This is a genomic window from Corallococcus exiguus (assembly GCF_009909105.1).
Lineage (GTDB): Bacteria > Myxococcota > Myxococcia > Myxococcales > Myxococcaceae > Corallococcus > Corallococcus exiguus.
The window spans coordinates 1-25,490 of sequence record NZ_JAAAPK010000014.1 but is presented as its reverse complement, the minus strand read 5'-3'; the positions used below and the strand labels follow the sequence as shown (position 1 = coordinate 25,490).

General features: G+C 70.0%; 21 protein-coding genes and 5 tRNA genes. 16 read left to right on the top strand and 10 right to left on the bottom strand.

Features of this window, described 5'->3' with window-relative positions:
- Window positions 1-49 precede the first annotated feature (49 nt).
- Window positions 50-2,953: an aminomethyl-transferring glycine dehydrogenase gene (gcvP, locus tag GTZ93_RS37095; RefSeq protein ID WP_139918609.1), complete on the top strand. Its 2,904-nt coding sequence runs from the start codon at window positions 50-52 to the stop codon at window positions 2,951-2,953.
- Between the two features lie 66 nt (window positions 2,954-3,019).
- On the opposite strand, the gene GTZ93_RS37090 is transcribed toward gcvP, so the two are convergent.
- From GTZ93_RS37090 to GTZ93_RS37080, 3 genes are all read right to left on the bottom strand, one after another.
- A complete protein-coding gene (locus GTZ93_RS37090; RefSeq protein WP_139918610.1) occupies window positions 3,020-3,919 on the bottom strand; it encodes a cation diffusion facilitator family transporter in 900 nt (299 codons plus the stop codon).
- A 51-nt stretch (window positions 3,920-3,970) separates the two neighbouring features.
- Window positions 3,971-5,215: an energy transducer TonB family protein gene (locus tag GTZ93_RS37085; RefSeq protein WP_139918611.1), complete on the bottom strand. Its 1,245-nt coding sequence runs from the start codon at window positions 5,213-5,215 to the stop codon at window positions 3,971-3,973.
- Window positions 5,216-5,334: 119 nt separating this feature from the next.
- The gene (locus GTZ93_RS37080; RefSeq protein WP_222595365.1) at window positions 5,335-7,200 is read right to left on the bottom strand and encodes a SpoIID/LytB domain-containing protein; all 1,866 of its coding nucleotides are present in this window, start codon (window positions 7,198-7,200) and stop codon (window positions 5,335-5,337) included.
- A 22-nt stretch (window positions 7,201-7,222) separates the two neighbouring features.
- Here GTZ93_RS37080 and GTZ93_RS37075 point away from each other — a divergent pair, with 22 nt between their 5' ends.
- Window positions 7,223-8,875, top strand: coding sequence for a right-handed parallel beta-helix repeat-containing protein (locus tag GTZ93_RS37075; RefSeq protein ID WP_390625003.1), 1,653 nt, complete (start codon window positions 7,223-7,225; stop codon window positions 8,873-8,875).
- A gap of 76 nt (window positions 8,876-8,951) precedes the next feature.
- Here the strand turns inward: GTZ93_RS37075 and GTZ93_RS37070 are convergent.
- Window positions 8,952-9,023 (bottom strand) — tRNA-Cys (locus GTZ93_RS37070).
- A gap of 132 nt (window positions 9,024-9,155) precedes the next feature.
- Between GTZ93_RS37070 and GTZ93_RS37065 the strand changes: the two genes are divergently transcribed.
- The 4 genes from GTZ93_RS37065 to fdxA all read left to right on the top strand — a co-directional run bounded on the left by GTZ93_RS37065 (window position 9,156) and on the right by fdxA (window position 12,365).
- Complete coding sequence (locus GTZ93_RS37065; protein ID WP_121754190.1) at window positions 9,156-10,307, top strand: acyl-CoA dehydrogenase family protein; 1,152 nt, start codon at window positions 9,156-9,158, stop codon at window positions 10,305-10,307.
- 102 nt (window positions 10,308-10,409) lie between these two features.
- The gene (locus GTZ93_RS37060; protein ID WP_171808456.1) at window positions 10,410-10,760 is read left to right on the top strand and encodes a rhodanese-like domain-containing protein; all 351 of its coding nucleotides are present in this window, start codon (window positions 10,410-10,412) and stop codon (window positions 10,758-10,760) included.
- 69 nt (window positions 10,761-10,829) lie between these two features.
- Window positions 10,830-11,918: an aspartate-semialdehyde dehydrogenase gene (gene asd, locus GTZ93_RS37055; RefSeq protein ID WP_139918613.1), complete on the top strand. Its 1,089-nt coding sequence runs from the start codon at window positions 10,830-10,832 to the stop codon at window positions 11,916-11,918.
- A gap of 111 nt (window positions 11,919-12,029) precedes the next feature.
- The gene (gene fdxA, locus GTZ93_RS37050; protein WP_120596835.1) at window positions 12,030-12,365 is read left to right on the top strand and encodes a ferredoxin FdxA; all 336 of its coding nucleotides are present in this window, start codon (window positions 12,030-12,032) and stop codon (window positions 12,363-12,365) included.
- A 112-nt stretch (window positions 12,366-12,477) separates the two neighbouring features.
- Here fdxA and GTZ93_RS37045 read toward each other — a convergent pair whose 3' ends face one another.
- Window positions 12,478-13,305 (bottom strand): hypothetical protein, encoded by an 828-nt coding sequence (locus GTZ93_RS37045; RefSeq protein ID WP_139918614.1) that lies wholly within the window; start codon window positions 13,303-13,305, stop codon window positions 12,478-12,480.
- A 150-nt stretch (window positions 13,306-13,455) separates the two neighbouring features.
- Window positions 13,456-14,505 carry a hypothetical protein gene (locus GTZ93_RS37040; RefSeq protein ID WP_120596837.1) on the bottom strand — a complete coding sequence of 350 codons (1,050 nt, stop codon included), beginning with the start codon at window positions 14,503-14,505 and terminating at the stop codon, window positions 13,456-13,458.
- A 263-nt stretch (window positions 14,506-14,768) separates the two neighbouring features.
- Here GTZ93_RS37040 and GTZ93_RS37035 point away from each other — a divergent pair, with 263 nt between their 5' ends.
- The gene (locus GTZ93_RS37035; RefSeq protein ID WP_120577409.1) at window positions 14,769-15,248 is read left to right on the top strand and encodes a GNAT family N-acetyltransferase; all 480 of its coding nucleotides are present in this window, start codon (window positions 14,769-14,771) and stop codon (window positions 15,246-15,248) included.
- A gap of 16 nt (window positions 15,249-15,264) precedes the next feature.
- Here the strand turns inward: GTZ93_RS37035 and hrpB are convergent, their stop codons facing one another.
- From hrpB to GTZ93_RS37015, 4 genes are all read right to left on the bottom strand, one after another.
- Complete coding sequence (hrpB, locus tag GTZ93_RS37030; RefSeq protein WP_139918615.1) at window positions 15,265-17,829, bottom strand: ATP-dependent helicase HrpB; 2,565 nt, start codon at window positions 17,827-17,829, stop codon at window positions 15,265-15,267.
- 45 nt (window positions 17,830-17,874) lie between these two features.
- Window positions 17,875-18,987: a hypothetical protein gene (locus tag GTZ93_RS37025; protein ID WP_139918616.1), complete on the bottom strand. Its 1,113-nt coding sequence runs from the start codon at window positions 18,985-18,987 to the stop codon at window positions 17,875-17,877.
- A 42-nt stretch (window positions 18,988-19,029) separates the two neighbouring features.
- Window positions 19,030-19,725, bottom strand: coding sequence for an HAD family hydrolase (locus GTZ93_RS37020; RefSeq protein WP_120577412.1), 696 nt, complete (start codon window positions 19,723-19,725; stop codon window positions 19,030-19,032).
- 87 nt (window positions 19,726-19,812) lie between these two features.
- Window positions 19,813-20,391, bottom strand: a complete 579-nt coding sequence (locus GTZ93_RS37015) for a HEAT repeat domain-containing protein (protein ID WP_257979180.1) — start codon at window positions 20,389-20,391, stop codon at window positions 19,813-19,815.
- A gap of 156 nt (window positions 20,392-20,547) precedes the next feature.
- Here GTZ93_RS37015 and GTZ93_RS37010 point away from each other — a divergent pair, with 156 nt between their 5' ends.
- From GTZ93_RS37010 to GTZ93_RS36970, 9 genes are all read left to right on the top strand, one after another.
- Window positions 20,548-20,940, top strand: a complete 393-nt coding sequence (locus GTZ93_RS37010; protein ID WP_120566049.1) for a DsrE family protein — start codon at window positions 20,548-20,550, stop codon at window positions 20,938-20,940.
- Window positions 20,941-21,156: 216 nt separating this feature from the next.
- On the top strand, window positions 21,157-22,479 hold the full coding sequence (gene cglB / locus GTZ93_RS37005) for an adventurous gliding motility lipoprotein CglB (RefSeq protein ID WP_139918618.1): 1,323 nt from the start codon (window positions 21,157-21,159) through the stop codon (window positions 22,477-22,479).
- A gap of 78 nt (window positions 22,480-22,557) precedes the next feature.
- Window positions 22,558-23,535, top strand: a complete 978-nt coding sequence (locus GTZ93_RS37000) for an ATP-grasp domain-containing protein (protein ID WP_120600267.1) — start codon at window positions 22,558-22,560, stop codon at window positions 23,533-23,535.
- Window positions 23,536-23,600: 65 nt separating this feature from the next.
- Window positions 23,601-24,047, top strand: a complete 447-nt coding sequence (locus GTZ93_RS36995; protein WP_180946069.1) for a hypothetical protein — start codon at window positions 23,601-23,603, stop codon at window positions 24,045-24,047.
- A gap of 5 nt (window positions 24,048-24,052) precedes the next feature.
- The gene (gene rlmB, locus GTZ93_RS36990) at window positions 24,053-24,853 is read left to right on the top strand and encodes a 23S rRNA (guanosine(2251)-2'-O)-methyltransferase RlmB (RefSeq protein ID WP_121754180.1); all 801 of its coding nucleotides are present in this window, start codon (window positions 24,053-24,055) and stop codon (window positions 24,851-24,853) included.
- 125 nt (window positions 24,854-24,978) lie between these two features.
- A tRNA-Thr gene (locus GTZ93_RS36985) sits at window positions 24,979-25,051 on the top strand.
- 82 nt (window positions 25,052-25,133) lie between these two features.
- A tRNA-Tyr gene (locus GTZ93_RS36980) sits at window positions 25,134-25,217 on the top strand.
- Window positions 25,218-25,226: 9 nt separating this feature from the next.
- Window positions 25,227-25,302 (top strand) — tRNA-Gly (locus GTZ93_RS36975).
- 21 nt (window positions 25,303-25,323) lie between these two features.
- Window positions 25,324-25,399, top strand: a tRNA-Thr gene (locus GTZ93_RS36970).
- Window positions 25,400-25,490: the final 91 nt, after the last annotated feature.

The following is a 25,490-nucleotide window of genomic DNA, read 5'->3' as shown; positions in this document are numbered from 1 at the left end:
CCGCTCGGACGCCGAACTTCCTACCGCACCTCACGCGAGCCCTTCGACCATGTCCCTCAACTGGAAGTACCAGGAGTCCTTCGCCGGCCGGCACATCGGCCCGGAGACCCCTGAAGTGAAGCAGATGCTGTCCACGCTGGGCGTGGACTCGCTGGACGCCTTCGTGGAGTCCACCGTGCCGCCCGTCATCCGCTCCCCGGAGCCCCTGCGGCTGCCTGCGGGCAAGGGTGAGAACGAGGTGCTGGCGCAGCTGGAGGCCATCGCGGCGAAGAACCAGGTGTTCCGGTCCTTCATCGGCATGGGCTACAGCGACACCCACGTCCCCAACGTCATCCTGCGCAACATCTTCCAGAACCCGGGCTGGTACACCCAGTACACGCCCTACCAGGCGGAGATCGCCCAGGGCCGGTTGGAAGCGCTGCTCAACTTCCAGACCATGGTGACGGACCTCACCGGCATGGAAGTGGCCAACGCCTCCATGCTGGATGAAGGCACCGCCGCGGCGGAGGCCATGGCGCTGGCGCTGCACGCCAAGGGCACCGACGCCGGGGGCGCGTTCTTCGTCTCCGACGGTTGCCACCCGCAGACGGTGGACGTGGTGCGCACACGCGCCCTCCCGCTGGGCGTGGAGGTCGTCGTGGGCGACCACCGCACGGTGGACCTGTCCCAGAAGAAGTTCTTCGGCGCGCTGGTGCAGTACCCGGCGACGGACGGCGTGGCGCACGACTACCGCGCCTTCGGTGAGAAGGTGCACGCGGCGGACGGCCTGCTCGTCGTCGCGGCGGACCTGCTGTCCTTGACGCTGCTCACCGCGCCCGGCGAGTTCGGCGCGGACGTGGTGGTGGGCAGCGCGCAGCGCTTCGGCGTTCCGCTGGGCTACGGCGGCCCGCACGCCGCCTACTTCGCCACGAAGCACGCCTACACCCGCGTGATGCCGGGCCGCCTCATCGGCGTGTCCGAGGACTCCGGCGGCCGGCCCGCGCTGCGCATGGCGCTGCAGACGCGCGAGCAGCACATCCGCCGTGAGAAGGCCACGAGCAACATCTGCACCGCGCAGGTGCTGCTGGCCGTGATGGCCGGCATGTACGCCGTCTACCACGGGCCGGATGGGCTCAGGGCCATCGCGGAGCGCGTGCACGGGCTCACCGTGGTGCTGTCGCGTGGCCTGGCGAAGCTGGGCTTCAAGCCGAAGCACGAGCAGTTCTTCGACACGCTGCGCGTGGAGCTGACGGCCCCGCAGGTGCGGGGCGTGCTGGCCGCCGCGGAAGGCGCGAAGATGAACTTCCGCCGCATCGACGAGAAGACGCTCGGCCTGTCGCTGGACGAGACGACGCGCGCCAAGGACGTGGAGGACATCCTCACGGCCTTCATCCAGGGCGCGAACAAGTCCGCGTCCCCGGTGAGCCTGGACGAGGTCGCCGAAGGCCTGGAGAGCCCGCTCTCCCCCGAGCTGCGCCGCCAGAGCGCGTACCTCACGCACCCGGTCTTCAACCGCTACCACTCCGAGACGGAGATGCTGCGGTACGTGCGCCGGCTGGAGGCGAAGGACCTGTCCCTCACGCACTCCATGATTCCGCTGGGTAGCTGCACCATGAAGCTCAACGCCACCGCGGAGATGATCCCGGTGACGTGGCCCCAGTTCAGCAAGCTGCACCCGTTCGCGCCCACCTCGCAGGCGGCCGGCTACAAGGTCATCTTCGAGCAGCTGGAGCACGCGCTGTCGCAGGTGACGGGCTTCGCCGGGTGCTCGCTGCAGCCCAACGCGGGCAGCCAGGGTGAGTACGCGGGCCTGCTCGTGATTCGCGCCTACCACCAGGCGCGCGGGCAGGGGCACCGCGACGTGTGCCTCATCCCGTCCTCCGCGCACGGCACCAACCCGGCCTCCGCGGTGATGGCCGGCTATCGGGTCGTCGTCACGAAGTGCGACGAGAACGGCAACATCGACCTGAACGACCTGCGCGCCAAGGCGGACCTGCACAAGGACAAGCTGGCCGCGCTGATGGTGACGTACCCCTCCACGCACGGCGTGTTCGAGGAGGAGATCCGCGAGATCTGCTCCGCCATCCACGAGCGCGGCGGCCAGGTGTACATGGACGGCGCCAACCTCAACGCGCAGGTGGGCCTCACCGCGCCGGGCCTGGTGGGCGCGGACGTCTGCCACATCAACCTGCACAAGACGTTCTGCATCCCGCACGGCGGTGGCGGCCCGGGCATGGGCCCCATCTGCGTGGCGTCCCACCTGGTGAAGTTCCTCCCCGGACACCCCGTCATCCAGACGGGCGGGGGGGACGCCATCGGCGCCATCTCCGCGGCGCCGTGGGGCAGCGCGAGCATCCTGCTCATCTCCTGGATGTACATCCAGATGATGGGCGGCGAGGGCCTGACGCAGGCCACGAAGATGGCCATCCTCAACGCCAACTACGTCGCGGAGCGGCTCCAGCCGCACTACCCGGTGCTCTACCGGGGCAAGCGAGGCCGGGTAGCCCACGAGTGCATCGTGGACCTGCGCCCGCTCAAGAAGACCGCGGGCGTGGAGGTGGAGGACGTGGCCAAGCGCCTGATGGACTACGGCTTCCACGCGCCCACCGTGTCGTTCCCGGTGGCGGGCACGCTGATGATTGAGCCCACGGAGTCGGAGTCCAAGGCGGAGTTGGATCGCTTCTGCGACGCGATGATCGCCATCCGCCAGGAGATCCGCGACGTGGAGGAGGGACGCGTGCCCAAGGACAACAACGTCCTGAAGAACGCGCCGCACACCGCGCGCACGCTCACCGCGCCGGAGTGGAACCGCCCGTACACCCGCGAGCAGGCCGTGTTCCCCACGCCGTGGGTCCGCGACAACAAGTTCTGGCCGTCCGTGGGACGCCTGAACAACGTGCTCGGCGATCGCAAGCTCGTGTGCTCGTGCCCTCCCATCGAGGACTACGACACGCCCGCGCAGAAGGTCGCTTAAGCCGTCTGCGACAGCAGCAGTCACCGGGGCCGTCTTCCAGCGCATCGGAAGGCGGCCCTCGTGTTTCTAGCGGACCCGCGCGGGCTCCACGTGGACCACCACGTCCACCACCTGCGGATAGGCCCCTTGCAGTGTCTCCTCCACCTTGTCGGCCACTTCGTGGGCCTGCGCGGTGGTGAGCTGCGGGTCGACCTCGATCTTCAGGTCCACGTAGACGCTCTCCTCCATGCCCCGGCTGCGCACGTCGCGGCAGGAGCGCACCCCGGACACCGCCAGCGTGTGCTGGGACACCTGCGCCGGGTCCAGGCGCGCGGTGTCGGAGAGGATGCCCACCGCCTGCCGGACGATGCCGTAGGCCACCCGCGCGACGAAGACCATCACGGCCAGCGCCACCAGTCCGTCCGCGCGCGGGAAGCCCATCGCCACCAGGCCGATGGAGATGAGCACGGCGATGGTCACGAACACGTCCGACAGCGTGTGCTGCGCGTCCGCGAGCAGGAGCGAACTCTTGTACTTCTGCCCGTAGTGCCGCTCCACGCGGGTGACGATGAGGTTGATGATGAGCGTGAAGACCATCACCGCCGCCATCGTCACCGACACCGTGGGGTGCTTGTCGTGCAGGAGCGAGTCGAACGCCATGCGCCCCAGCTCCAGCATGCCCACGCCAATCATCGCGCCGATGCCCAGCGACGCGAGCGCCTCGAACTTGCCGTGACCGTAGGGGTGGTCCGCGTCCGCCGGCTGCGACGCGACGCCCATGGCGACCAGGCCCAGCACGTTGGAGCTGCCGTCAATGAACGAGTGCAACCCGTCCGCCGTCACCGACGCGGACTGGGCCATGAGGCCGAAGACGAGCTTGGCCACGGCCACGACCCAGTTGGCCACGAGGATGGCCAACAGGACGAAGCGGACCTTCCGGTTGCGCTCCTGGAGCGCGGCGCCACGGTCGATGAGAGAGGCTTCCACGGCGGGGCAGGGTAGTGCCCTGCGCCGTCCACCGCGAGGCCTCCGTGGGTCCTACTGTCGGAACAACCGCATCCGGGGGCCGCCGCCCATCTCCAGGAAGAAGCCGAACTGGAACCGCACCGTCGCGTCCTGGCTCAGCAGGCCGGACGGCGGGTTGGGGAAGGGCTGCGCGCGCTTGAAGGACGCCACGGCCTCCATGTCCAGGAAGTCCAGGCCGCTGCTCTTCTCCACCTGGATGTCCTTCACCGCGCCGCGCTCGTCCAGGGTGATGGTCAGCAGCGTCTGGCGGTCGCGCCCGGAGTAGATGTTCCCCGTCGGGTCGCGCATGCGCAGCTGCTCGTTGGGGTTCCAGTGCATGCCCACGCTCTGCTTCACGCGGTTGAAGAAGCTGGCGTACTTCCACTCGCGCGTGTTGAGGAAGGTGCCGTCGCCTTCCTCCTGGTCGCGGAGCATGTCGTTGGGCGCCGCGCCCACGACCTTGTCCATGGCCGCCTGCGACGGCATCAGCGTGGCCAGGCCCGGGGAGCCCACCCGGCCCGTGGAGCCCTCCTGCTCGCTGTCCTCGCCCTGGCCGGGCTGGATGCGCAGGCGCTTGGCGTTGCCCTGCGTGGCGTCGCTCTCCGACTGGTTCTTCACCGCCATGCCCGGGCCGCGCTCGCGAGGATCCGTCTTCATGGCGATCTCCTGCTTGCGGCGCGTCTCCGGCATCTCGAAGACGGGCTTCTTGCCGCCCTGGGTCTGGGCCCGGTCGTCCGCGCCCGTGCCGTTGTTGCCGGACACACGCGGGGGCTGCACCTGGTCCTGCGCCGCGCCCTCCTGCTTCTGGGGCGCGGTCCGCTGGGGCATGGCGTTGCGGTAGAAGGCCGTCTGGTCGCGCGCGCGCGTCTCCTTCTCCGTCGTGTTGTTGTGCTCGGCCAGGTACTTCGCGTCCGGGGACTGCTGATCATTCCCCGGCGCCACGTCCACCACCTGGCCCTGGGGCTTCGTCTCGTCCGGCTTCTTCTCTTCCTTCGGCTCGCGCTTCTCCGTGGGGCGGGGCTTCGTCTGCTGCGGCGTCACCGCCCCCCGGTTCTTCGCCCACTGGTCCGACGTGAGCGGCCGCACCGCCACGGACGTGGGCCGGGCGGGGCGCTTCTCGTGAGGGAAGTTCGCCTGCACGGCCGACACCAGGAGCACGAAGCCCACGAAGGCGACCTGGGCCAGGAGCGCCAGGATGCCCGCCACCAGGTAGCGCAAGGGCCCACGCTGCTTCCGCGCGCGCCGCTGACGCCAGTCTGTCGAGGAACCCGTGCCCACGGCCTGATGATAAACCTCCGGACCGCTTCTACAGTCCCGAACGTGCGGCCCGTAACACCCGGGACATGGAAGAGATTCGCGAGCGCGTGCGTTGGTGCGTTCGAAATGTCCGCTTCATCTCAGTAGATGGGGGCGACCTCCGCCCCGTTGAAGTAGAAGCGAAGGATCTCCGGATAGCTCTGCCCGGCCTCCGCCCGGCCGATGGCGCCTGTCTGACACATGCCCACGCCGTGGCCCCAGCCGCCGCCCCGGAACAGCCATCCGGTGGGCCGGCCCTCGGCGTCCCGCTCGGCCTCCACGGTGGCCATGCTGCTGTTGAGCATCCCGAAGAGCCGCCGGATGTTCAGCTCCCCGCGCACCTGGGTGGCGCCCTTCGTCCCGGACACGGTGAGCAGCCGGGCGCGCCCGGACACCCCGCGCTCGGACAGGGCGAGCCCCTGGATGGACCCCACGCCCAGCTTCTCCGTGAGCGCGTCCACCTGGTTTTGCGTGAAGCGCTTCTCCCACCGGAACTTCGTGGGCTGCGCGAAGCTGGACAGCTTGCACGCGGCGGGCACGTCCGAGGTCGCCAGCCACGCCTTGAGGTTCGACGGGCCGGGGACGTCCGGCGCGGGCTCCAGCAGGTCCGGCCGCCCGCGCAGGCTGGGGTCCGGCGCGCCACCCCACACCACGTCGTTGTCCTCGGTGTGGCCGCCGCACACGGCGCTGTAGACGGAGTCCACCAGTCGGCCCTCCTGGCTGAAGAGGGCCTGGCCCCGGGTGGCCTCCACCGCGGCGGTGGTGCTGGCCGCCTCGCCGGTGCGGCCCCGGTACACCGCGCAGTGCTGCTCCGAGCAGAGCAGATACGGATCCGCCAGGTGCTTGATGCCCACCTTCGCCAGCACCTCGCCACGCGCGGTGACGGCCTGGGCCTTGAGCGCCTCCGGGTGCGCGCGCGCGAAGATTTCGGACGGCACCAGTCCCTTGAGCAGGTCCTCCAGGCCCACCACGTTCACCACCGCGAGCTTGCCGCCGCGGTCCACCGCGAACTGGAGCGCGCCGCGGAAGCTGCGGTCCTCGAAGGCGTGGAAGTCGTAGCCCACGCCGTACTCCACCTGCCGCACGTCGAAGCCGGTGCCGTCCGGCGTCTCCGCGTCCAGCCTGTCTTGCGCCAGACCCACCACGGCGTCGTTCTCGTCCTTCAGCTCCAGGATGGCGCGGGAAGGCTTGCGGACCTCCTCGAAGAGCGTGGTGCGCAGGCCGTAGAGGCGCAGCAGCTCCTCCTGCTGTTTCGCCGCGGCCTCGGGTGTCAGCGCCTCGTCGCCCAGGAGGAGATAGCGCCGGTTGTCGATGACCTTCCCGGCGATGCCGTACACGGAGCCCAGCGTGTGCGTGCGCACCGCGAGCCCTCGCGCGCGCCATGTCTCCTGCGCCTCCGCGAGCCCCGCCTTGTCCGCGAAGCGGAACTCGCCCAGCTGCAGCCGCGCGCTCCACTGGGCCGGTTCGCCCTGCGTCACCCGCACCGTCCAGCGCGAGCCCGCGGGCGCGTCCAGCACCTTGTCTCCCGGCCCGCCGAAGCGCAGCCGCATCCGCGCGCGCGGCGAGAACGTCACGACCTCGCGCCCCTCCATCAGCTTGATGGGGAGTCGCGGCTCGCCGTTGCGGAAGTCCAGGCGCTTCAGGTCCTGCGGCCCGGGCAGGCCCGACGTGAGCGGATCCTCCAGGCCACTCGGAGCGGGGGGCTTCACGCCCGCGTCAGCCGGCTTCGTGGGGATGGAGACCTCCGGCTCGCCCAGGCCCCGGGTGCTGGGGGCAGGTGAGGGCGCCGGCGTGGCGCAGGAGGCGAGCAGCAGGGCGGTCAGGAGCAGGACGGCTTTGGACACGGCGGCGGCACCGTAGCCGCCATGGGGCCGAGCGTCACGGTTCTCCCTCCCGCTGCGGCGCGTCTCGGCCTGGATGACCGGCAGTGAATAGAACGCCCAACGCCGTGCGTTGCCCCTGCTCATGCAAATTCTTGGAGGCAACGGCTTGAAGACGCGACACACCCTGGTGGCCTCCCTGGCTGCCTGTACCCTGGCCCTTGGGCTGACCGCTTGTGGCGGCGGCGGTGGGTCTGGCGGAGGTACTGGCGGTTCGTCGGGCGCCGGTACCCAGGCCCCCGCGACGAACACGGGGACCCCCAAGGTCGAGAAGGCTCCCACCGCTCCGGGCAAGGCGCCCCCCATCGGCGTGCAGCCGGTGGAGAACACGCCCGCCGCGCAGATGCCGGATCATGCGGACCACACGCCCATCGCGGAGCCCGGTCCCCAGCCCGCCGTCAGTGCCCAGGCGATGCAGGAGACCCCCGCCACCACGCCCGCCCATGATTGGGTTGTGTCGCCCAACGGCGACGACGGTGCCCAGGGCACGGAGGCCGCGCCGCTGCGCACCATCGCCATGGCGGTGAGCAAGGCGGGCCCTGGCGACCGCATCCGCGTGCTCGCGGGCACCTACGCCGAGCGCGTGGTGCTGGGCGACAACACCAAGGCCGGAACTCCCGAGGCGAAGATCACCCTCCAGGGCGAGGGCCGTCCCAAGCTCACCCCGGGCAGCGGCTCCGGTGCGGCGGTGCAGGTGCGCCGCGCGAACTGGGTCATCGACGGGTTCGACATCGACGTGGAGGGACAGCCCATCTTCGGCGTCACCTTCGAGGGCGACGTGCAGGGCACGGTGCTGGCCAACTCGGAGCTGCACAACGGCACCGGCGGCGCGGGCGTCACCATGTTCAACAACGCCAAGGGACCCACCATCGAGAACAACAACATCCACGACTTCGTGCGCACCACCGGCAACAAGGATTCGCACGGCATCGTGATGCAGCCCGCGTCCTACGACGCGACGGTGCGCAACAACGACATCCACGACAACTCGGGTGACTCCGTGCAGTGCCTGGGGCCCGAGGGCTTCAGCGACCTGCCGCCCGCCACGGGCCTGCTGGTGGAGAACAACCACTTCTTCAACAACCGGGAGAACGCCGTGGACATCAAGACGTGCCACGACGTCACCATCCGCAACAACCGGATGCACAAGTTCCAGCCGTCGGAGACGGCGAAGGGCGATGCGCTCGTCATCCACTACTCCGCCAAGAACGTGCTGGTGGAGGACAACGAGCTGTATGACGCCGCGAAGGGCATCTCCGTGGGCGGCAACCACGAGGGCCCCGTGCCCGAGGCAGTCGTCGTGCGCCGCAACCGCGTGCACGACATCACCGACGCGGGCGGCGGCGAGGGCACCGCCATCCGCCTGGAGAACTCCAAGGGCACCGTGGTGGTGAACAACACCATCACCCGCGCCAAGGCCGGCATCATCCTGGGCCACGGCACGGGCGGCCCCACGGAGTCGCTGCGCGTGGAGAACAACCTCGTGGACGCGCCCGTCAGCGTGGACGTGGGCGGCCAGGCTCCCGGCCTCCAGATGAGCAACAACCTCTATCCGTCCGGCGCGCAGTTCAAGACCAACGGCCAGCTCCAGGCCCTGGACGCCTTCAAGGCCGCCGCGAAGGACACCACCTCCAACGGGGGTGACGTGACGGTGTCGGACACCTTCGCCCCGTCCGCCGCCGCCCAGGACAAGGGCCAGGACCAGGGCCAGCCCTTCTGCGGCGCGGCCCCGGACATCGGCGCGGTGGAGCTGGGCTGCTAGGTCCACCCGGGAAAGCACCCCCGGAAAAGCAGAAGGCCCGATGCGGAGACTTCCGCATCGGGCCTTTTGTCTTATGAGGCGCCACCCGGATTCGAACCGGGGAATGAAGGTTTTGCAGACCTTTGCCTTACCACTTGGCTATGGCGCCGCAGCGATTGGGGCCGGGGTTATACGCAGCCCGGTAGGAGCCGGTCAAGGAAGCAACACCATCCAGCCCCGCTTCTCGTCCCGCTACCATACGGCGCGGGGTGTCAGACCCTGACACGCGAGGGAGCACACGATGCTGCACGGCCATGGCGTCTTCCAAGAGGAGCACGAAGCCTTCCGCCGCACCGTCCGGGCGGTGGTGGACAAGGAGCTGCGCCCGTTCGCGGCGGAGTGGGAAGCTCGGGAGGAGTTCCCCCGGGAGCTCTTCACCCGCTTCGGCGAGCTGGGCTTCCTGGGCCTGAAGTACCCGGAGGCCTACGGGGGCACGGCGGCCGGGGAGCTGTACGAGGCGGTGCTCCTGGAGGAGCTGGGCCGCTGCGGCTCCGGCGGTGTGGCCGCGGGGCTGGGCGGGCAGTTCACCATCGCCACCGGCCCTCTGCACCTGTTCGGCACGGAGACCCAGAAGCAGCGCTGGCTGGCCCCCGCAATCCGGGGGGAGAAGATTGGCGCCCTCGGCATCACCGAACCGGACGCCGGCTCGGACGTGGCGGGGCTGCGCACCACCGCCCGCCGCGACGGCGACCACTTCGTCGTCAACGGCTCCAAGACGTACATCACCAACGGGGTGCGGGCGGACTTCGTGGTGCTGGCGGTGAAGACCGACCCGTCGCGCGGCCACAAGGGCCTGTCCATGCTGGTGGTGGAGAAGGGCACGCCGGGCTTCAGCGTGGGGCGCAAGCTCCAGAAGGTGGGCTGGCGCGCGTCCGACACGGCGGAGCTCTTCTTCGAGGACTGCCGCGTGCCCGCGGAGAACCTGCTGGGCGTGGAGGGGCAGGGCTTCTCGCAGATCATGGGCAACTTCCAGTGGGAGCGCCTGTCGCTCGCGCTGGGCGCCGTGGGCGCCATGGACGACATGCTGGAGACCGTGCTCGAGCACGTGAAGCAGCGCCGCGCCTTCAATCAGACGCTGGCCGGCTTCCAGGTGGTGCGCCACAAGCTGGCGGACCTGCACACCGCCCGCGAGTGCGCGCGCCAGCTCACCTACCACGCGCTGCGCCTGCATGTGGCCGGTGAGTACGCCGTCGCGCAGACCTCCATGGCCAAGAAGGTCGCCACGGAGACGTGCTGCCGCGTGGCCGACGAGTGCCTCCAGCTCCACGGTGGCGCGGGCTACATGATGGAGTACGACATCCAGCGCCACTGGCGCGACGCGCGGCTGGGTCCCATTGGCGGCGGCACCAGTGAGGTGATGAACGAAATCATCGCGAAGCAGCTGGGCCTCTGAGCCCGCGGGCCTTCCGGGAAGCAGGCGGGCGGACAGGCGGGAAGAGGGGAAAAAGCCCCCTGGTTCATGTTCGATGGAGCCCGTCGCCTCGGGGAGGTCCCGGTGGAGCCCAGCATCATCTGTGATGAGCTGTTCATGCGTCTGGGGGACGAGGATGTGCTCGTCCTGGATTGCCGCGACGCGATGGACTGGGAGCGGTTCGAGATCCACATCCCCGGCGCGCTGCGCATGACGGCTTCGGAGATTGCTCGGGACCTGGCGATGCTGCCGGACGACGAACTCATCGTCCTGTGCGGCACAACCCAGGACTGTGTGGACATCCGCCGCATCTGCCGCGTGTTGCGCCTGAGGGGGCGCAACGCCGTGTGTCTCGCCGGCGGCCTCCACGCCTGGGTGACGGGGGGCTACCCCACGGAGCGCCACGCACGCGCCCCCTCCCACGCCCACCGGTGAGCGGCGGATGCAGCGCGTCGTGAAACGGTGTAAGGAGCGCCCTGCCTCCCCCACCGGAGATCCCCCACGATGGCCAAGCTTCGCGCCGTACTCATTGGCGCCACCGGACTCGCGGGTCAGCAGTTCATCGCTGCCCTGAAGGACCACCCGCTCATCGAGCTGACCGGGCTCGCCGCTTCGCCCCGCTCCGCTGGAAAAACGTACGCGGACGCCCTGCGCGCCTCCAACGGCATGCTGGCCTGGTTCGTCCCGGAGCCGCTCCCGGAGTCCATCGCCCGCATGACCGTGGTCAGCGGCGACGCCGTCCAGGCGAAGGACTACGACATCGCCTTCTCCGCCGTGGAGGCGGACGTCGCCCGTGAAATCGAGCCGCGCCTGGCCCGGGACATCCCGGTGTTCTCCGCCGCGAGCGCCTTCCGCTACGACGAGGACGTGCCCCTGCTCCTCCCCCCCGTGAACGCCGCCCACGCCCCGCTCATCAACGAGCAGCGCCGGCAGCGCGGGTGGAAGGGCTTCATCGTCCCCATCCCCAACTGCACCACCACGGGCCTCGCCGTGACGCTGGCCCCCCTGGCCGAGCGCTTCGGCGTGAAGGCCGTGCTGATGACCAGCCTCCAGGCCATGTCCGGCGCCGGACGTTCGCCCGGCGTCATCGGCCTGGACATCCTCGACAACGTCGTGCCCTACATTCCCAAGGAGGAGCACAAGGTCGAGGTGGAGACGAAGAAGATCCTCGGGGCGCTCAACCCCGCGGGCGCGGCGCTCACTCCGCACGACGTGCGCGTCTCCTGCACCTGCACCCGCGTCGCCGTCCTGGAAGGCCACACCGAGTCCGTCTTCGTGTCGCTCGGGAAGAAGGCCACCGTGGCGGAGGTCGCCCAGGCGATGCGCGAGTGGCAGGGCGCCCAGGTGGCGAAGGACCTGCCGTCCGCTCCGCCCCGGTGGATTGAAGTGCTGGACGACCCGTTCCGCCCCCAGCCCCGCATGGACCGGGACACCCACGGCGGCATGGCCACCACGGTGGGCCGCATCCGCGAGGACGGTGTGCTGGAGAACGGCTTCAAGTACGTGCTCGTCTCCCACAACACGAAGATGGGAGCCGCAAAGGGCGCCATCCTTGTCGCGGAGTTGCTGCGGGCGCAGGGCTTGCTGGGCTGACCGGGGAAGCGGGCCGGGCTGGTACCTAAATTCAGGGTGCCAACACTGGCCGCAACCATCTACTGTGCGCGACCACGGACGCGCGGAATTCCGCACAGAGGAGACATCAACATGGCCTACGTCGTCGCCGAGCCTTGCATCAAGTGCAAGTACACCGACTGTGTCGAGGTGTGCCCGGTCAACTGCTTCTACGAGGGCGCCAACTTCCTCGTGATCCACCCGGACGAGTGCATCGACTGTGGCGCTTGCGAGCCCGTCTGCCCGACCAAGGCGATCTTCCCCGAGACCGAGCTGCCCGCGAAGTGGGCGGACTTCAAGAAGCTCAACACCGACTTCGCCTCCAAGTGGCCCAACATCGCGGAGAAGAAGGCCGCCCTGCCCGAGGCCGAGGAATACAAGGAGAAGGAAGACAAGCGCGGGGAGCTGAGCACCGCGCCCGGGAAGTAATCGCGGACCGTACCCCCCGAGCGCGCCCGTCGTGATGCAGGCCCTCGCGCCCCCTGGCGTGAGGGCCTTCGTCGTTCCTGGAGTCTGGCGCGGAAAGGGCATCGTCGGACGTTCACCCCGCCTGGAGGACGCTGAGCCGCAGCCCCCGGGCCTCCAGCGCGTCGCGCAGCCGCGCCACGTCCTCGGTGGGAACGGGCCCGTGGCGGCCCTGGATGCGCAGCGCCACCTCCCGGGGCCCCGTGCGCTCCACCTCCACGGTGGCCTCCAGCGCCCCGCGCAGGCTGAGGCCCAGCGCCGGCCGCTGTGACTTCACGAAGACCTCGATCTTCTCGATGAGCGCCAGCGTGGACTCGACCTGCGCGACGGGAGGGCTGGCCGGTGCGGCGCTCTCCGTGGCTCCACCCGCCGCGCGAGCACCTTCAGGCGTGGAGACGCGCGACAGGCCTTCCGAGGAACGGTCGTCACGCGTGGGAGAGGGGAGGGGACACGGCGCCGGACGGGGCTCCGCGCGGAAGGAGCGCTCCACCTCGCGGGCCAGCAACTCCGTCACACGATGAGAGGCCTGCGTGCCGCCGTCCGCGAGCGCCTCCTGGCGCACCGACCCCAGCCGCTGCGCCTCCACGTGCATGCCCTGCCGGGCCTGGCGGAGCGTCTCCGGGCTTCCCAGGGCGCTGCGCGTCGTTGCGAGGAGCGCCCCCGCCGCACGGACGCCAGGAAGCGCCGGAGTGGCTCGCGTCGCTGGCCCTGGCCCCTGCCCACCGGTACGGAGCAGGCCGGGCTTCGGAAGCAGCGTCCCTGGAGCCACCGGCTCGCGGCGGTCCCCGGGACGAGGTGGGGTGTCATTCCGTCCAGAGGTCCGCTGGAGGACCTGTTTGAACGCGTCCTTCTCCGGGGGGGCCTTCTCGTTTCCGGAAGGGGCGTCCTGACCTTCGACCTTCATGGCATGCCTCGCGCGCAAGGGATGCGCGGGCATGAGCAGCGGCCGTGCCAGTCAGGCGGGGCGCGCTCCCGGGAGGAGGGCGCGGGAGGAGGCGGCACGGTAGGGGTGCCGCCCCCGGGATGGGCGTGCGGAACGTGGGACGGCGCGCTTTTAGCGCTTGCCGCCGAAGCCGCCCGGCTGCACGGGCGCGGTGCCCGTCAGGTCGTTGAACGCGAGCGGGCAGGATGCCACGGCGTTGGGATCCGCGAGCGCGGGGTTCTGGGCCCAGTCGCGGTCCTGGAAGAGGTACGCGTCGCGCACCTCCAGCTCCTTGAGCTGCTTGCGGTACTCCCAGAAGCGGCCGCGCAGGAGCACGCGAGCGCCCTTCGGCAGCTGCGTCAGCGGCGTGTACTGGTCGTCCTTCAGCCGCGCCGTGATGTTGATGGAGGGCCGCACCTTGGGCTTGCCGTAGGTGAGCCCGGACAGCAGGCCGTCATTGCCCGGATCCGGCAGGTAGAAGACGAGCCGGGCCACCAGCGCGGGAGGCTCCGGCGGAGGGCCCTTCTTGCTCTTCTTCTTGGGCTTCTCCAGCTTCGCGTCGATGAACTCCAGCCCTCCGAAGGCCACCTCCTTGTCGAGGTAGTCGTCGCGGAACTTCGCGTCCGCCACGCTGGCCGCGGTGGTGTTGGCCTTGAGGACCTCCGTGTCGTAGCGCTCCAGCATCGCGGGCAGCGTGAAGAAGAAGCTGTCCACGGGCTTCACGCCATCCGCGATGAAGCGCAGCTTGCTCAGGTCCAGCGGCGGGTAGTACGGCGCGAGCGCCACCGCCGTCTGCATCCACTCCGGCGGCAGCCGCTTGTCGATGAGCACCCGGCGCATCATCGACACCAGGAACATGTTGGCGGGGAAGCGCGGCGTGGACAGCTGCGTGCCCAGCACCTGGATCAACACGGGGTCCAGGTAGAAGTTCTCGTCGCGCTTGTGCAGGTACGGCGCGGACTCGCCCACGATGGTGAGCAGCGCGCCCACGAGCTGCGCGCAGTTCGCGTCGCTCGTTCCCTGCACCAGGGCCTGATTGACGCGGGAGCGGAGGAACCGCTTGTCCATGTCCGCTTCGCGGAACACGGGCGGCTCTCCCGTTCCGAAAAAGAACTCCTTCTGGGCGAGCGCGGGCGTCGACAGCAGGCCCAGGGACAGGGCGATGAGGGCACGGGTACGCATCGGCCTGAACCCTACCACGCCCTCCCCTGGATGATCCTCCTCCGCTCCGCCCGCCCATGCGCGGAGTGGAACCCGCCCCGAGAGCCCGACGTGAGAGGGCAATTGCAACCGGATGACCCGATGCGGCGGGGCTTTCGCGACAAGCCCTTTCACGGGCAGGCGGCAGGTGACGGGCCGACCGCGCGGGGGGCATGGCGGGCCGGCCGACGGTGGTTTTTTCCGCCTGTTGGCGGCGCGGGCTTTTGTGTACCTTGCCCTCAGCCATGCCGACGCCTCCCGAGACCTCCCCGGCACCCGTCACCGTCGCCCACATCAAGGACGAGGCGGAGCTCATGCAGGCCCTCGCCATCCGTGAGGTGGTGTTCATCGAGGAGCAGCACGTCCCCGAGGGCATCGAGCGCGACGCCGAGGACGCCCTCGCCTACCACGTCATCGCCTACCAGGGCGGTCACGCCATCGGTACCGGCCGGCTGGTGAAGCTGCCGGAGCCGCCCGCCGGGCAGCCTGGAACGTGGGGCCAGATTGGCCGCATGGCGGTGCTCCAGGCGCACCGCAAGGCCCGAGTGGGTTCGCTGCTCCTCACGTCGCTGGAGGAGGAGGCGCGCCGCCGCAACGTGAGCGGCATCATGCTGCACGCCCAGCTCTACGCGCTCGACTTCTACAAGAAGCACGGCTACCAGCCCGTCGGCGCCGTCTTCGACGAGGCCGGCATCGACCACCTGGAGATGCACAAGCGGCTGTAGTCCCGCGCCGCGCGCTTCAGCGCCTCGGAGGACGGGGCGCGGGCGGCTCGGCGTGGCGCGGATCCTCGGGCCACGAGTGCCGGGGGTACTTGCGGCACAGCTCCTTGCGGATCGCCGGGTAGTGACGCTCCCAGAAGCCCGCCAGGTCGGTGGTCACCTGCACGGCGCGCATGTTGGGAGCCAGCAGGTGCAGCACCAGCGGCACGCGGCCCGCGCCCACGCTGGGCCCCTGCGCCATCCCGAAGAAGTCCTGCAGCCGTGACTCCACCCAGGGTGGCTTGTTGGGCTCGTAGTGCACCTTCACGCCGCGTCCGCCAGGCAGGGTGACGCGCTCGGGGGCGTGGTTCGCCAGCAGGCGCTGCTGCTCGGAGGTGAGGCGCGCGTAGAGCGCGTCCAGCAGCGACACGCCCTCCAGGTCGGAGAAGCTGCGCGCGCCCACGCACAGGGACGCCAGCGCGTCGCGCATGAAGCCCGCGTCCACGGTGGGAAAGCCCGTTTCGGGGAACGCCTTGCCCAGGAGCTCCACGCGGGTGCGCCACTGCTCCAGCGCCTCGGGTTCCGCGAAGCGCTCCGGGCCCGCGGCCAGGGCCGCCTCGGCCAGCACGCGCGCGGCCTCCTCGGACGGGGGCGCGGGTGTGCGCGTCTCCTCCAGCATGAGGTTGCCGTAGGCCAGCCGGGTGATGCGCTCCACGCGGCGCGAGTCCGCGTTCCACTGGAGGGTGTCCACCTCCTCCAGCGCGTCCGGGTAGAGGTCCAGCAGCCACTCGGCCTCCACGGTGCTGGCGAGTCGCACGACGGCGCCGCGGCCGGGGCGCTCCTCCGCGTCCACGGCGACCATCAGCTCCGCGTCCTGGACGACGCTGAACTCGGACAGGCTGGTGGTGCCGCCGCCGAACATGAGCAGCTCCGGGGAGCGGGGCCGCCGCCTGCGGGCCACGCGGTCCGGGTAGCCCGCGAGCACGCTGAGCATCAGCGCCTGCTCCACGTCCTCGGGGCGGCCGGGGCGGGAGCCCTGTTCCCGCACCGTGCGGCGCAGTTGCTTCTGCACGCGCTCCACGGACTGCACCGCGCCTGCGTCCAGTGACAGCGACTGCATGCGGCCGGAGGCGAAGCCCGAGCGGCCGGCCTCGCGGAAGCGCTCCAGGAGCTCCAGCAGGTCGGAAGGCCCGCTGACGAGCGCGGACGCGCGGCCTCCGCCGCCCAGGTTGGCGCGGGCCTCGCGGCGGATGTCGCGTTCGCCCATGAGGGCCGCGAGCACGGCGGCATCACCGCCCACGCCCCGGCGCTCGCCCTCGACGATGACGCGCGCCTGGCGAGGGTGGACGGGGAAGCGCAAGAGCCGCTGGCCCACGTCCGTGACCTGGCCCTTCGCGTTCACCGCGCCCAGGCGGCGCAGCAGCGTCTCCGCGGCCTCCAGAGCCGGGGCGGGCGGCGGCTCGAAGAACGGGAACGCCGTCAGGTCCTTCACGCCCGACGCGCGCAGCGAGAGCACCGTTTCGGCCAGGTCGGTGCGGCGGATCTCCGGGGCCTCCTGATCAGGCCGGCCGTCGAAGTCGTGCTGGGTGTAGAGCCGGACGCAGTGCCCGGCGCGCGTGCGGCCCGCGCGACCGGCGCGCTGGACGGCGGAGGCTCGGCTCACCTTGCCCAGCTTGAGCTGCGGCAGACCGGACCAGGGCGAGTGGGACGCCACGCGAGCAAGCCCGCTGTCGATGACGACCGCGACGCCGTCGATGGTGACGGACGTCTCCGCGACGTTGGTGGACAGGATGATCTTCCGGCGCGAGCTGCGGCGCACGGCGCGGTCCTGTTCCGCGGGAGAGAGGTCTCCATGGAGCGGGAGCACGTCGGCGTCGTGGCGCTCGGCGAACTCCGCGCAGGTGTCGCGCGCGCGGCGGATCTCCCCGGCCCCGGGAAGGAACACGAGCACGTCCCCATCGACGCCCTGGGTGAACAGGCGCTTGAGCGCGGAGAGCACCTGTTGATCCAGGTGCCGCTCATCCGGGGCGGCAAGGTATTCGACGCTGACGTCGAAGCGGCGGCCCTCGGAGCGCAGGGACGGGGCGCCGCCCAGATACGCGCGGACGGGCTCGGCCTCCAGGGTCGCGGACATCACCACGAGCTTGAGGTCCGGGCGGGCCGTCTCCTGCAGCCGCCGCAGGAGCGCGAGCGAGATGTCCGCGGACAGATGCCGCTCGTGGAACTCATCGAGCACGACGATGCCCACGTCGCGCAGGGTGGAGTCGGTGAGCAGGCGGCGTCCGAGCACCCCTTCGGTGACGAAGGACATGCGCGTCTTGGGCCCGCGGACGTCTTCGAAGCGGACCTGGTAGCCGACGGTTTCGCCCACGCGCTCGCCAATCTCCTCGGACACGCGCTGCGCGGCGAGCCGGGTGGGCAGACGCCTGGGCTGGAGGACGACGATCTCCTTGCCCGCGCCCAGCCCCGCCTCCAGCAGCGCGCGGGGAACGCGGGTCGTCTTGCCCGCGCCAGGGGGCGCCTCCAGCACGAGCGACCGCGAGCTCCGGAGCGTGGAGACGATGTCTGGCAGGAGGGGATCGATGGGAAGGGCGACGTCCGCCATGTCCGGGTTCCTCTTCACGGCGGGGGACTCACCGCGCGTCGGGTCTCAAGGCGTGCCAGCCTCGGACGGGTCGGTCTTCTTACGTCGCTTGGGGCGCACGGCCTCCGGAGCACCGGAAGCGGGGGCATCCGAAGGAGCGTCGGCCTGCGTGGTCTCGGCAGCCGGAGCGGCGTTCTTCGGGGGCCGGCCCCGCCGAGCGGGACGCGCCGGGACGGGAGCCTCTGGGGCAACGGGTTCGGAAGCAGCGGTGACCTCCTCGGATCCACTGTCCGAAGCCTCGGCCACGCCAGTCTCCGCCACAGGCTCCTCCAGGGGCGCCTGGGCCTCCGAGTCGTCGGGAGCCGCCACCATCGAGTCGTCCCCGGAATCCTCCTCGGAACCCTCGAACGCCTCCTCCTGGCCGGCGTCGCCCTCTTCACCGAAGAGGTCCGAAGCCCCGTCCTCGGCGGAGAGCGTGAGCGACTTGCCCGCGCGCTTCCGGGGCTTGAGGGTGAGGCCCGCGGCCTCGAAGACACCGGGCACGGGAACGAGCGCGGCCTCGGCGAGCAGCCGTCCCTGCCGCAGCGCCACGTCCAGGCGCCGTCCCAATGAAACCAGCGCCTCGCGCAGGGCCGCCTCCTGATCCGGGGGCAGGGGAGTGGGGGAAAGGCTCGCGGTCCACGCGGCGAACGTCGCGGCGACCTGATCCACGACGGGGCGGACCATGGCGAAGTCGTCGCGGGAGAAGATGCGGGTGACGTAGGCGCTCTTGAACCGCCGCTCGTACGACGTGGCGTACTCGTTGACCAGCTCCAAGGGAGCCCGGCGCAGCTGCGGGAACTTGAGGTGGGGGAAGAGCGCCTCGATGACAGGGGCGCGGCTGCTGGCCGTGAAGGTGATGCCGGCGTGCAGCTTCTCCAGCGCATCCACCCAGCGGCCCTGCTGATCGAACGAGAACTCCTCGCGGGCCTCGTCGAGCTCCGGCAGGTCCTTCACCTGTTCCAGCAGACCACCCGCGGGCTCACGGGCCTCACGCAGGCGCTCCAGCGCGGAGGCCAGCCATTGCTTCTCGGCCTCCAACCCCGGCCTGCCGATGACCATCTCCTCCGCCGTGGCGAGTCGGGCCTCGAAGGCCTCGGCGAAGCGGATCAGCTCATAGGATTCGAGCGTGGACGACATGCGTGGACGACTCCTCGGAGGGGCGGCGGAGATACCACACCTTCACCGTCCGACGAGCAGGGCCTCCATGGCTCCGGGGGTGGAGAAATCCGCGAAGGCCCACTCGGCGCCGGCGTCGCGCAGCGCCTGGGGCGTGAAGTTGCCCGTGCCCACGCCAATCGTCTCCGCGCCAATGCCCTTGGCGGCCGCGACGTCCTTCGGCGTATCGCCGATGATCACCACCCGGCACTCCTCCAGCGGCTGACCCAGCTGCGCCGCTCCTGCCTGGGCGCCGTGACGGATGAGCGCCACGCGGTCCTCGAAGTCGCAGCCAAAACCGCCGAAGGCGAACTGGTCGTGGATGCTCACGCGGTCCAGCTTCACCTTGGCGCCCGCGCGCACATTGCCGGTGCCCAGGCCCACCGCGAAGCCCGTCCGCGAGCGAGCCTCCATCACGGCCTCGCGCATGCCCGGATGCAGCCGGTACTCGCGCGCATCGACCTTGGGAACCTCCAGCCCCAGGTGGGCGACGTACGCGTCGATGACCGCGCTGATGGTGTCCTCGGTGTCGGACTGGCCGATGACGCCCAGGCCCTTACGGACGATGGCCCGGTCCGTCATGCCGGACATGCTGAAGCCGTCGCACGCGTCGCGCCGCCGGTGGAGCTGCTCGAAGGCCAGGCCCATGGCGCGGCGGCCGGCACCGCCCGTGGTGACGAGGGTGCCATCGATATCGAAAAGAAGGACGGTGGGGCGCATGGCCTCCCATCTAACGGAAGGTCCCGCCCGACGCGAGCCCCGAGCAGCCCACAAGGGCGGCCGCCACCACCATGCCCGGCGTCCGGCTCAGGGCTCCGCGAGCGTAAGACCCTGCTGGAGCGCTTCACGCACCTGGGGAACGTCCTCCAGGGGGAGCCGCTCCTCCAGCACCTCGCGCACCCGCTGACCCCCCAGCCGGCCAAGCGCCTGGGCGACGGCCTCACGCAGCCGCAGGTCGCGGTCCTCCAACCGGGCCTGCAGCGTCTTGACGGCCTCGAACCCCAGCCGCTGGCCCAGCGCGGCCGCGGCTTGTGAGCGGACATCCGAAGGCCGGTGCGGATCCTCCAGCATCGCCTGGAGCGTCTGGCCCGCTTCGGGCGACTCCACGCGAGCCAGCGCCGTCACGGCCCGCATCCGCTGCGCATCCGGAACGCTCGTATCCACCGCCAGCGCCGCGAGCACGGGCACGACCTCCGGCCCGAACCTGCGCCACGCTGCCTCGGGCGCCACGGAAGGTTGTGAGAGCAGGCCCAGGGCCTCCGTGCGCAGCGGTCCGGGAATAGCGGCAGGGGGCACGGTAGCCGCGGTCGGGGCCTTCGCGCCGGCGGGAGCCGCTTCGGACACGGGCCCCACGCCCGCGAGCACGGCGAGACCCGCCAGTGCCACCCATCGCGAGGAGGCGGAACGGGACGGGACCCGCGAGGGACGAACACCGCGGGGGCGGGACGGCTGGCTCGGCATGCGGAGCTCCCGGTGGGGAAGGGGAGCCCCGTTATACGACGGCTGCCGGTCCGGACTCGATAACGCTAAGGTCGGTCCACCATGGCCGGACGCGTCTTCTTCTTCCTCCAGCACGCCACGTACGAGCCCGCCTATCAGGCGGCCTCCATGGGCATCACCGCCGCCGCGATGGGCGACGACGTCTACTTCGTCTTCGCCTTCGAGGCCCTGCGCCAACTGGTCCGCGGCGGCTTCGGCCTGGCGCACAGCGAGCGGGAGCGCACCGAGGCGGCCCGGGCCGAAGGGCTCAATGTCCCCACACCGGCCCGCATGCTGGAGGAAGCCCGAGCCCTGGGCGCGAAGCTCGTGGCCTGCGACACCACGGTGCGCATCTGTGGCCTCTCACCCCAGGAACTGCACGGCACGCTGGACGACGTCATGGGCCTGGCCTCCATCTGGAGGCTGACCGACGGCGCGCGCGTCCTCACGCTCTGAGCGGACACCCGAGCCGGTCCCCTCCCTCCAGAAGGAGGCGGATGTCCGACAGGGGAACCGGACTCGCCCTCGCGGATCGCCTGACGTTGCAACTTGGCAGCATTACCTGAATGGAACCTGCCTGCCGCGCGTCGCTGTAGCCTCGGTGGGCGTCCACGCGTTACGCTGGGGCATTCGCTGTTCGTTGTTCCCCCCTGGAAGGAATCCTCAAAGCCTATGCGCGCCAAGTCGACCCCCCTGAGCGCACTGCTGGCCGGCACGCTCGGTGTTGCCGTGATGGCCGGCTGTCAGACGTATGACTTCGAGCCGGTGGATCCGCTCGCGATCGCTCAGACGACCGTGGAGTCGGTGATCACCGCCCGCAGGAGCAAGCCGGACGTGATGCTCCTCGTGGATACCTCCGGCTCGATGACCCATCCGGTCAACGGGCAGATCCCGGCCTGCACGATCACGGTCGAAGGCAGCCAGATTGAGTGTGGCGAGAAGTATCCCTGCGACACGGCAGTGTGCCCCACCCGTTGGTCGGAGCTCCAGGGCGCCATGGGACCGTTCCTCGCCGAGAGCGGCAAGCTGGTCCGTTTCGGCCTGACGACCTATCCGGCGCCGATACCTCCTCTGGCCCCCGGGCAGTCGGCGACCGTCGCACAGCTGTGCATGCCGGCTGCCGCTGACAATGCGAGCCAGAGCGTCCGCGCCGAGATCCCGCTCAACCTGGATTCGGATCAGGAGCTCCAGGACTACGCGAATCTGGTCAATGACAAGCTCCAGGGTATCCCCAACGGTGGTGACAACCGTCCCCAGGGCGGTACGCCGACGAGCGCGAGCTTGGAGTTCGTGGGCACGAAGATGCGGGCCAACTCCGAGGACCGCGACCAGATCATCATCCTGCTGACCGACGGTCTTCCCAACTGCAACGACAAGAACCAATACGATGGCAGCAGCGCTGAGTGCCGCTGCACGCTCGATGTTCTGTCGCAGTGCACGACGAAGGGGAGCCCGTATTACCAGCGGGGTTGCCTCGACAAGAACGCCTCCGTGTCGGCGGTGTCGGCGCTCAAGGCGAACCTGATCTCCACCATCGTCATCGGCTTCGGCGCGGAGACGTCGGCGGGTGACGGCCCCAGCGTCCTCAACGAGATGGCCCGCGTGGGTGGCTACGCGCGTGACTGCAAGGCCAGCGTCGATTGCGGAGCGGGGGACACCTGCGACGTCGCTACCGGCTTGTGCGGCCGCTCCTTCTACCAGGCGGGCAATCGCGAGGAGCTGGCGGCCGCGCTGAAGTCGATCAGCGAGGCGATCCAGCCGGGCGAGCCGTGCTTCACCAAGCTTGAGCCGAGCCAGCTGCCCTCCGATGAAAAGCTCATCGTCGTCTACATCGACGGCGAGCGCACGCTCGCGGGCCCCGACACCTGGTCGCTGGACCTGTCGAAGCCTGAGGCTCCTGGCGTGCGGTTCACGGGCAGCGCCTGCACCAAGCTGGAGTCGTCGCGTCCGGAGGACCCGGTCAGCGTCGAAGTGCGCGCCATCCGCCAGCTCTAGGCGGCAGGCAGGCGGAGGCGGCTTTACGCGGGCGGAGGCGAGGATTATAGGGTCCTCGCCGGGCCGGTCGCCTCCGCCATGAAAATCACTGTCCTCTCGCGCTCCGCTTCCATCTCGTCCACGCGGCGAATTGTCGAAGCAGGCCGCGCGAGAGGACACCGGGTCCGCGTGCTCAACCCGCTCCGGGTGCAGATGCATCTGGACGGGGGCAGCCAGGCGACCCTGTTCTACGACCGCAAGAAGCTCACGCCCACCGACGTCGTCATCCCGCGTATCGCCCTGTCCATCAGCACCTACGGGCTCGCGGTGGTGAACCAGTTCGGTCTGGCGCGCGTGCCCTTGGTGAACCACGCCCAGGCCATCGCGCAGTCGCGCAACAAGATGCGCGCGCTCCAGCTCCTGTCCGCCCACGGCATCGACATCCCCGCCACGGTGATGGCCCGGGACGCGGCCCACCTGAAGGAGATGGTCGGCCTGGTGGGCGGGGTGCCCGTGCTGGTGAAGCTCCTCCAGGGCCAGGAGAAGCACGGCGTGATGGTCTGCGAGAGCCTCCAGTCGCTGGAGGCCGCGCTCGAGGCGGTGCTCGGTCTGGGGCACAACCTCGTCATGCAGGAGTACGTGCGGAGCACCGGCCAGGACGTGCGCGTGCTCGTGGTGGGCGGTGAGGCCATCGCCGGAGTGCTGCGCAAGCCGCGCCCCGGGCGCCTCTCGCACACGCTGAACCGGGGCGCCCGCCTGGAAGCCCTGCCACTGTCCCCCAGCCATCGCGCCATGGCGGAGAAGGTCGCCCGGCTCGTGGGCCTGGAGGTAGCCGCGGTGGACATCCTGGACGTCCAGGGGCACCCCAAGGTCTTCGAAGTGAACAGCTCGCCCGCGCTCCTGGAGATGGAGGCCGCCACGGGCCTGGACCTGGCCACGCCCATCATCCAGCGGGCGGAGGACCTCGTCGCCGGCGCCGCCCCCGTCTGGACCGCCGCCCTGGAGACGCCCCAGGCCCTGCCCCCGCCGCCGCCGGGGCGCAAGGGCGCCGTGAAGGTGAACGCGCCGCGGAGTTAGAAGAGAAAGCGCTCCCCGCGCGTCCGAAGCCCCGGTATACGAACGCCGCCTTCCTGGAGACACCCATGCCCAGCACCCGCCGCCTCCCGACCCTGGCCCCCCTGCTGCTGACGCTCGTCGGCGCGCCGGTGCTGGCCCAGGACGTGGACCCCGCCACCCTCTACGAAGTCACCACCGAGGGGACGTCGACGCAGGTGAAGGCCGGAGGGCAGGGCACGTTCGTGCTCGCCATCAAGTCGAAGCCCGGCGCCCACGTCTCCGACGAGGCCCCGCTGAAGTTGGAGCTGACGGGCAAGCAGCTGACGCCCGCCCGGAAGACGCTGACCCGTGAACAGTCGGTGGCGAAGAAGGCGGACGGCCAGCAGTTCGTGGATCCCCGCTTCGAGGTCCCCTTCACCGCGGTGTCCGCCGGCAAGGGCACGCTGGACGCGACGCTGACCTTCTTCATCTGCACGGAGAAGATCTGCGCCCGTCAGAAGAAGACCTTCTCGCTGCCCGTGGAGGTCCAGTAGCCCCCATGCGCGAGCGCTCCCCCAAGCCTTCGAGTGGTGAACGCGGCGGCCACGAAGCCCCGCGCTACGTCCATGGCGTCAACCCCGTGCTGGAGGCCCTGCGCGCCCATCCCGACGCGGTGGAGCGCCTCTTCATCGTTGACGGGCAGGTTGGCGCCAAGGCCGCGGGCGAACTGCTCAGCCGCGCGCGTGACGCGGGCGTCCGGGTGGAGAAGGTCGGCCGGGAACGGCTGACCTCCATGGCCGAGGGCGGCGTGCACCAGGGCGTCGTCGCCGAGCTGCGCGGCTTCCAGTACGTCGAACTGGAGGACGTGCTGGAAGTGGCGAAGGCCAAGAAGCAGCCCGCGCTCGTCGTCGTGCTCGACGGCATCCAGGATCCGCACAACCTGGGCGCCATCATCCGCTCGGCCCATGCGCTCGGGGCCCATGGCGTCGTCCTGGCGAAGGACCGCGCCGTACAGGTGACCGGCACGGTGGCCAAGGCCTCCGCGGGCGCCGTCGAGTACTGCCCCATCGCGCGCGTCACCAACATCTCCCGCGCCCTGGAGCAGCTGAAGGAAGCGGGCCTCTGGGTCGCGGCCGCGGATGTGGAGGGCGCCGAGCCTCTGTGGAGCGCCCGTCTGGACGGGCCCCTGGCGTTGGTGGTGGGGGCCGAGGGGGCGGGCGTGAGGGAAGGCGTCCTCAAGCACTGCGACTTCCGCCTCCGGATTCCCATGGGCGGTCAGGTCGGTTCATTGAATGCGTCGGTTTCCGCCGCGATTCTGCTATACGAGGTCGCCCGCCAGCGGGGGCGGCCTTCCCGCTGACGACCCCGGATCAATCTCCTTGACTTGGAGAGTGGGGGCTTTTAAAAGGTCGCGCCGCTCAAGCCGCTGCGAGGGGTTGACGGTCCGCTCGGGATGAGGTAGGGCGGGGCAGTTGCTGGTTGGATGCCGGTGTAGCTCAGTCGGTAGAGCAACTGATTTGTAATCAGTAGGTCGCGGGTTCAAATCCCGCCGCCGGCCAGGTAGGACGGGCCGCGGATAAGGGCCCGGGACGCAACAGGATGGTGTAGAGAGCAGCACGAAGCACGACAAGCGAATATCTGGAGAGATGCCCGAGCGGCCAAAGGGAGCAGACTGTAAATCTGCCGGCTCAACGCCTACGGTGGTTCGAATCCACCTCTCTCCACTCGGCAATGCGGGAATAGCTCAGTTGGTAGAGCGTCAGCCTTCCAAGCTGAATGTCGTGGGTTCGAATCCCATTTCCCGCTCCAACCGTTGTAGTGAATCGCCAAGCCCTGATAGCTCAGTTGGCAGAGCGCATCCTTGGTAAGGATGAGGTCACCAGTTCAATCCTGGTTCAGGGCTCCATTTTTCGAGGAGTGTCATGTCCAAGGAAAAGTTCGATCGCAGCCTGCCCCACGTGAACATCGGAACGATTGGGCACGTGGACCACGGCAAG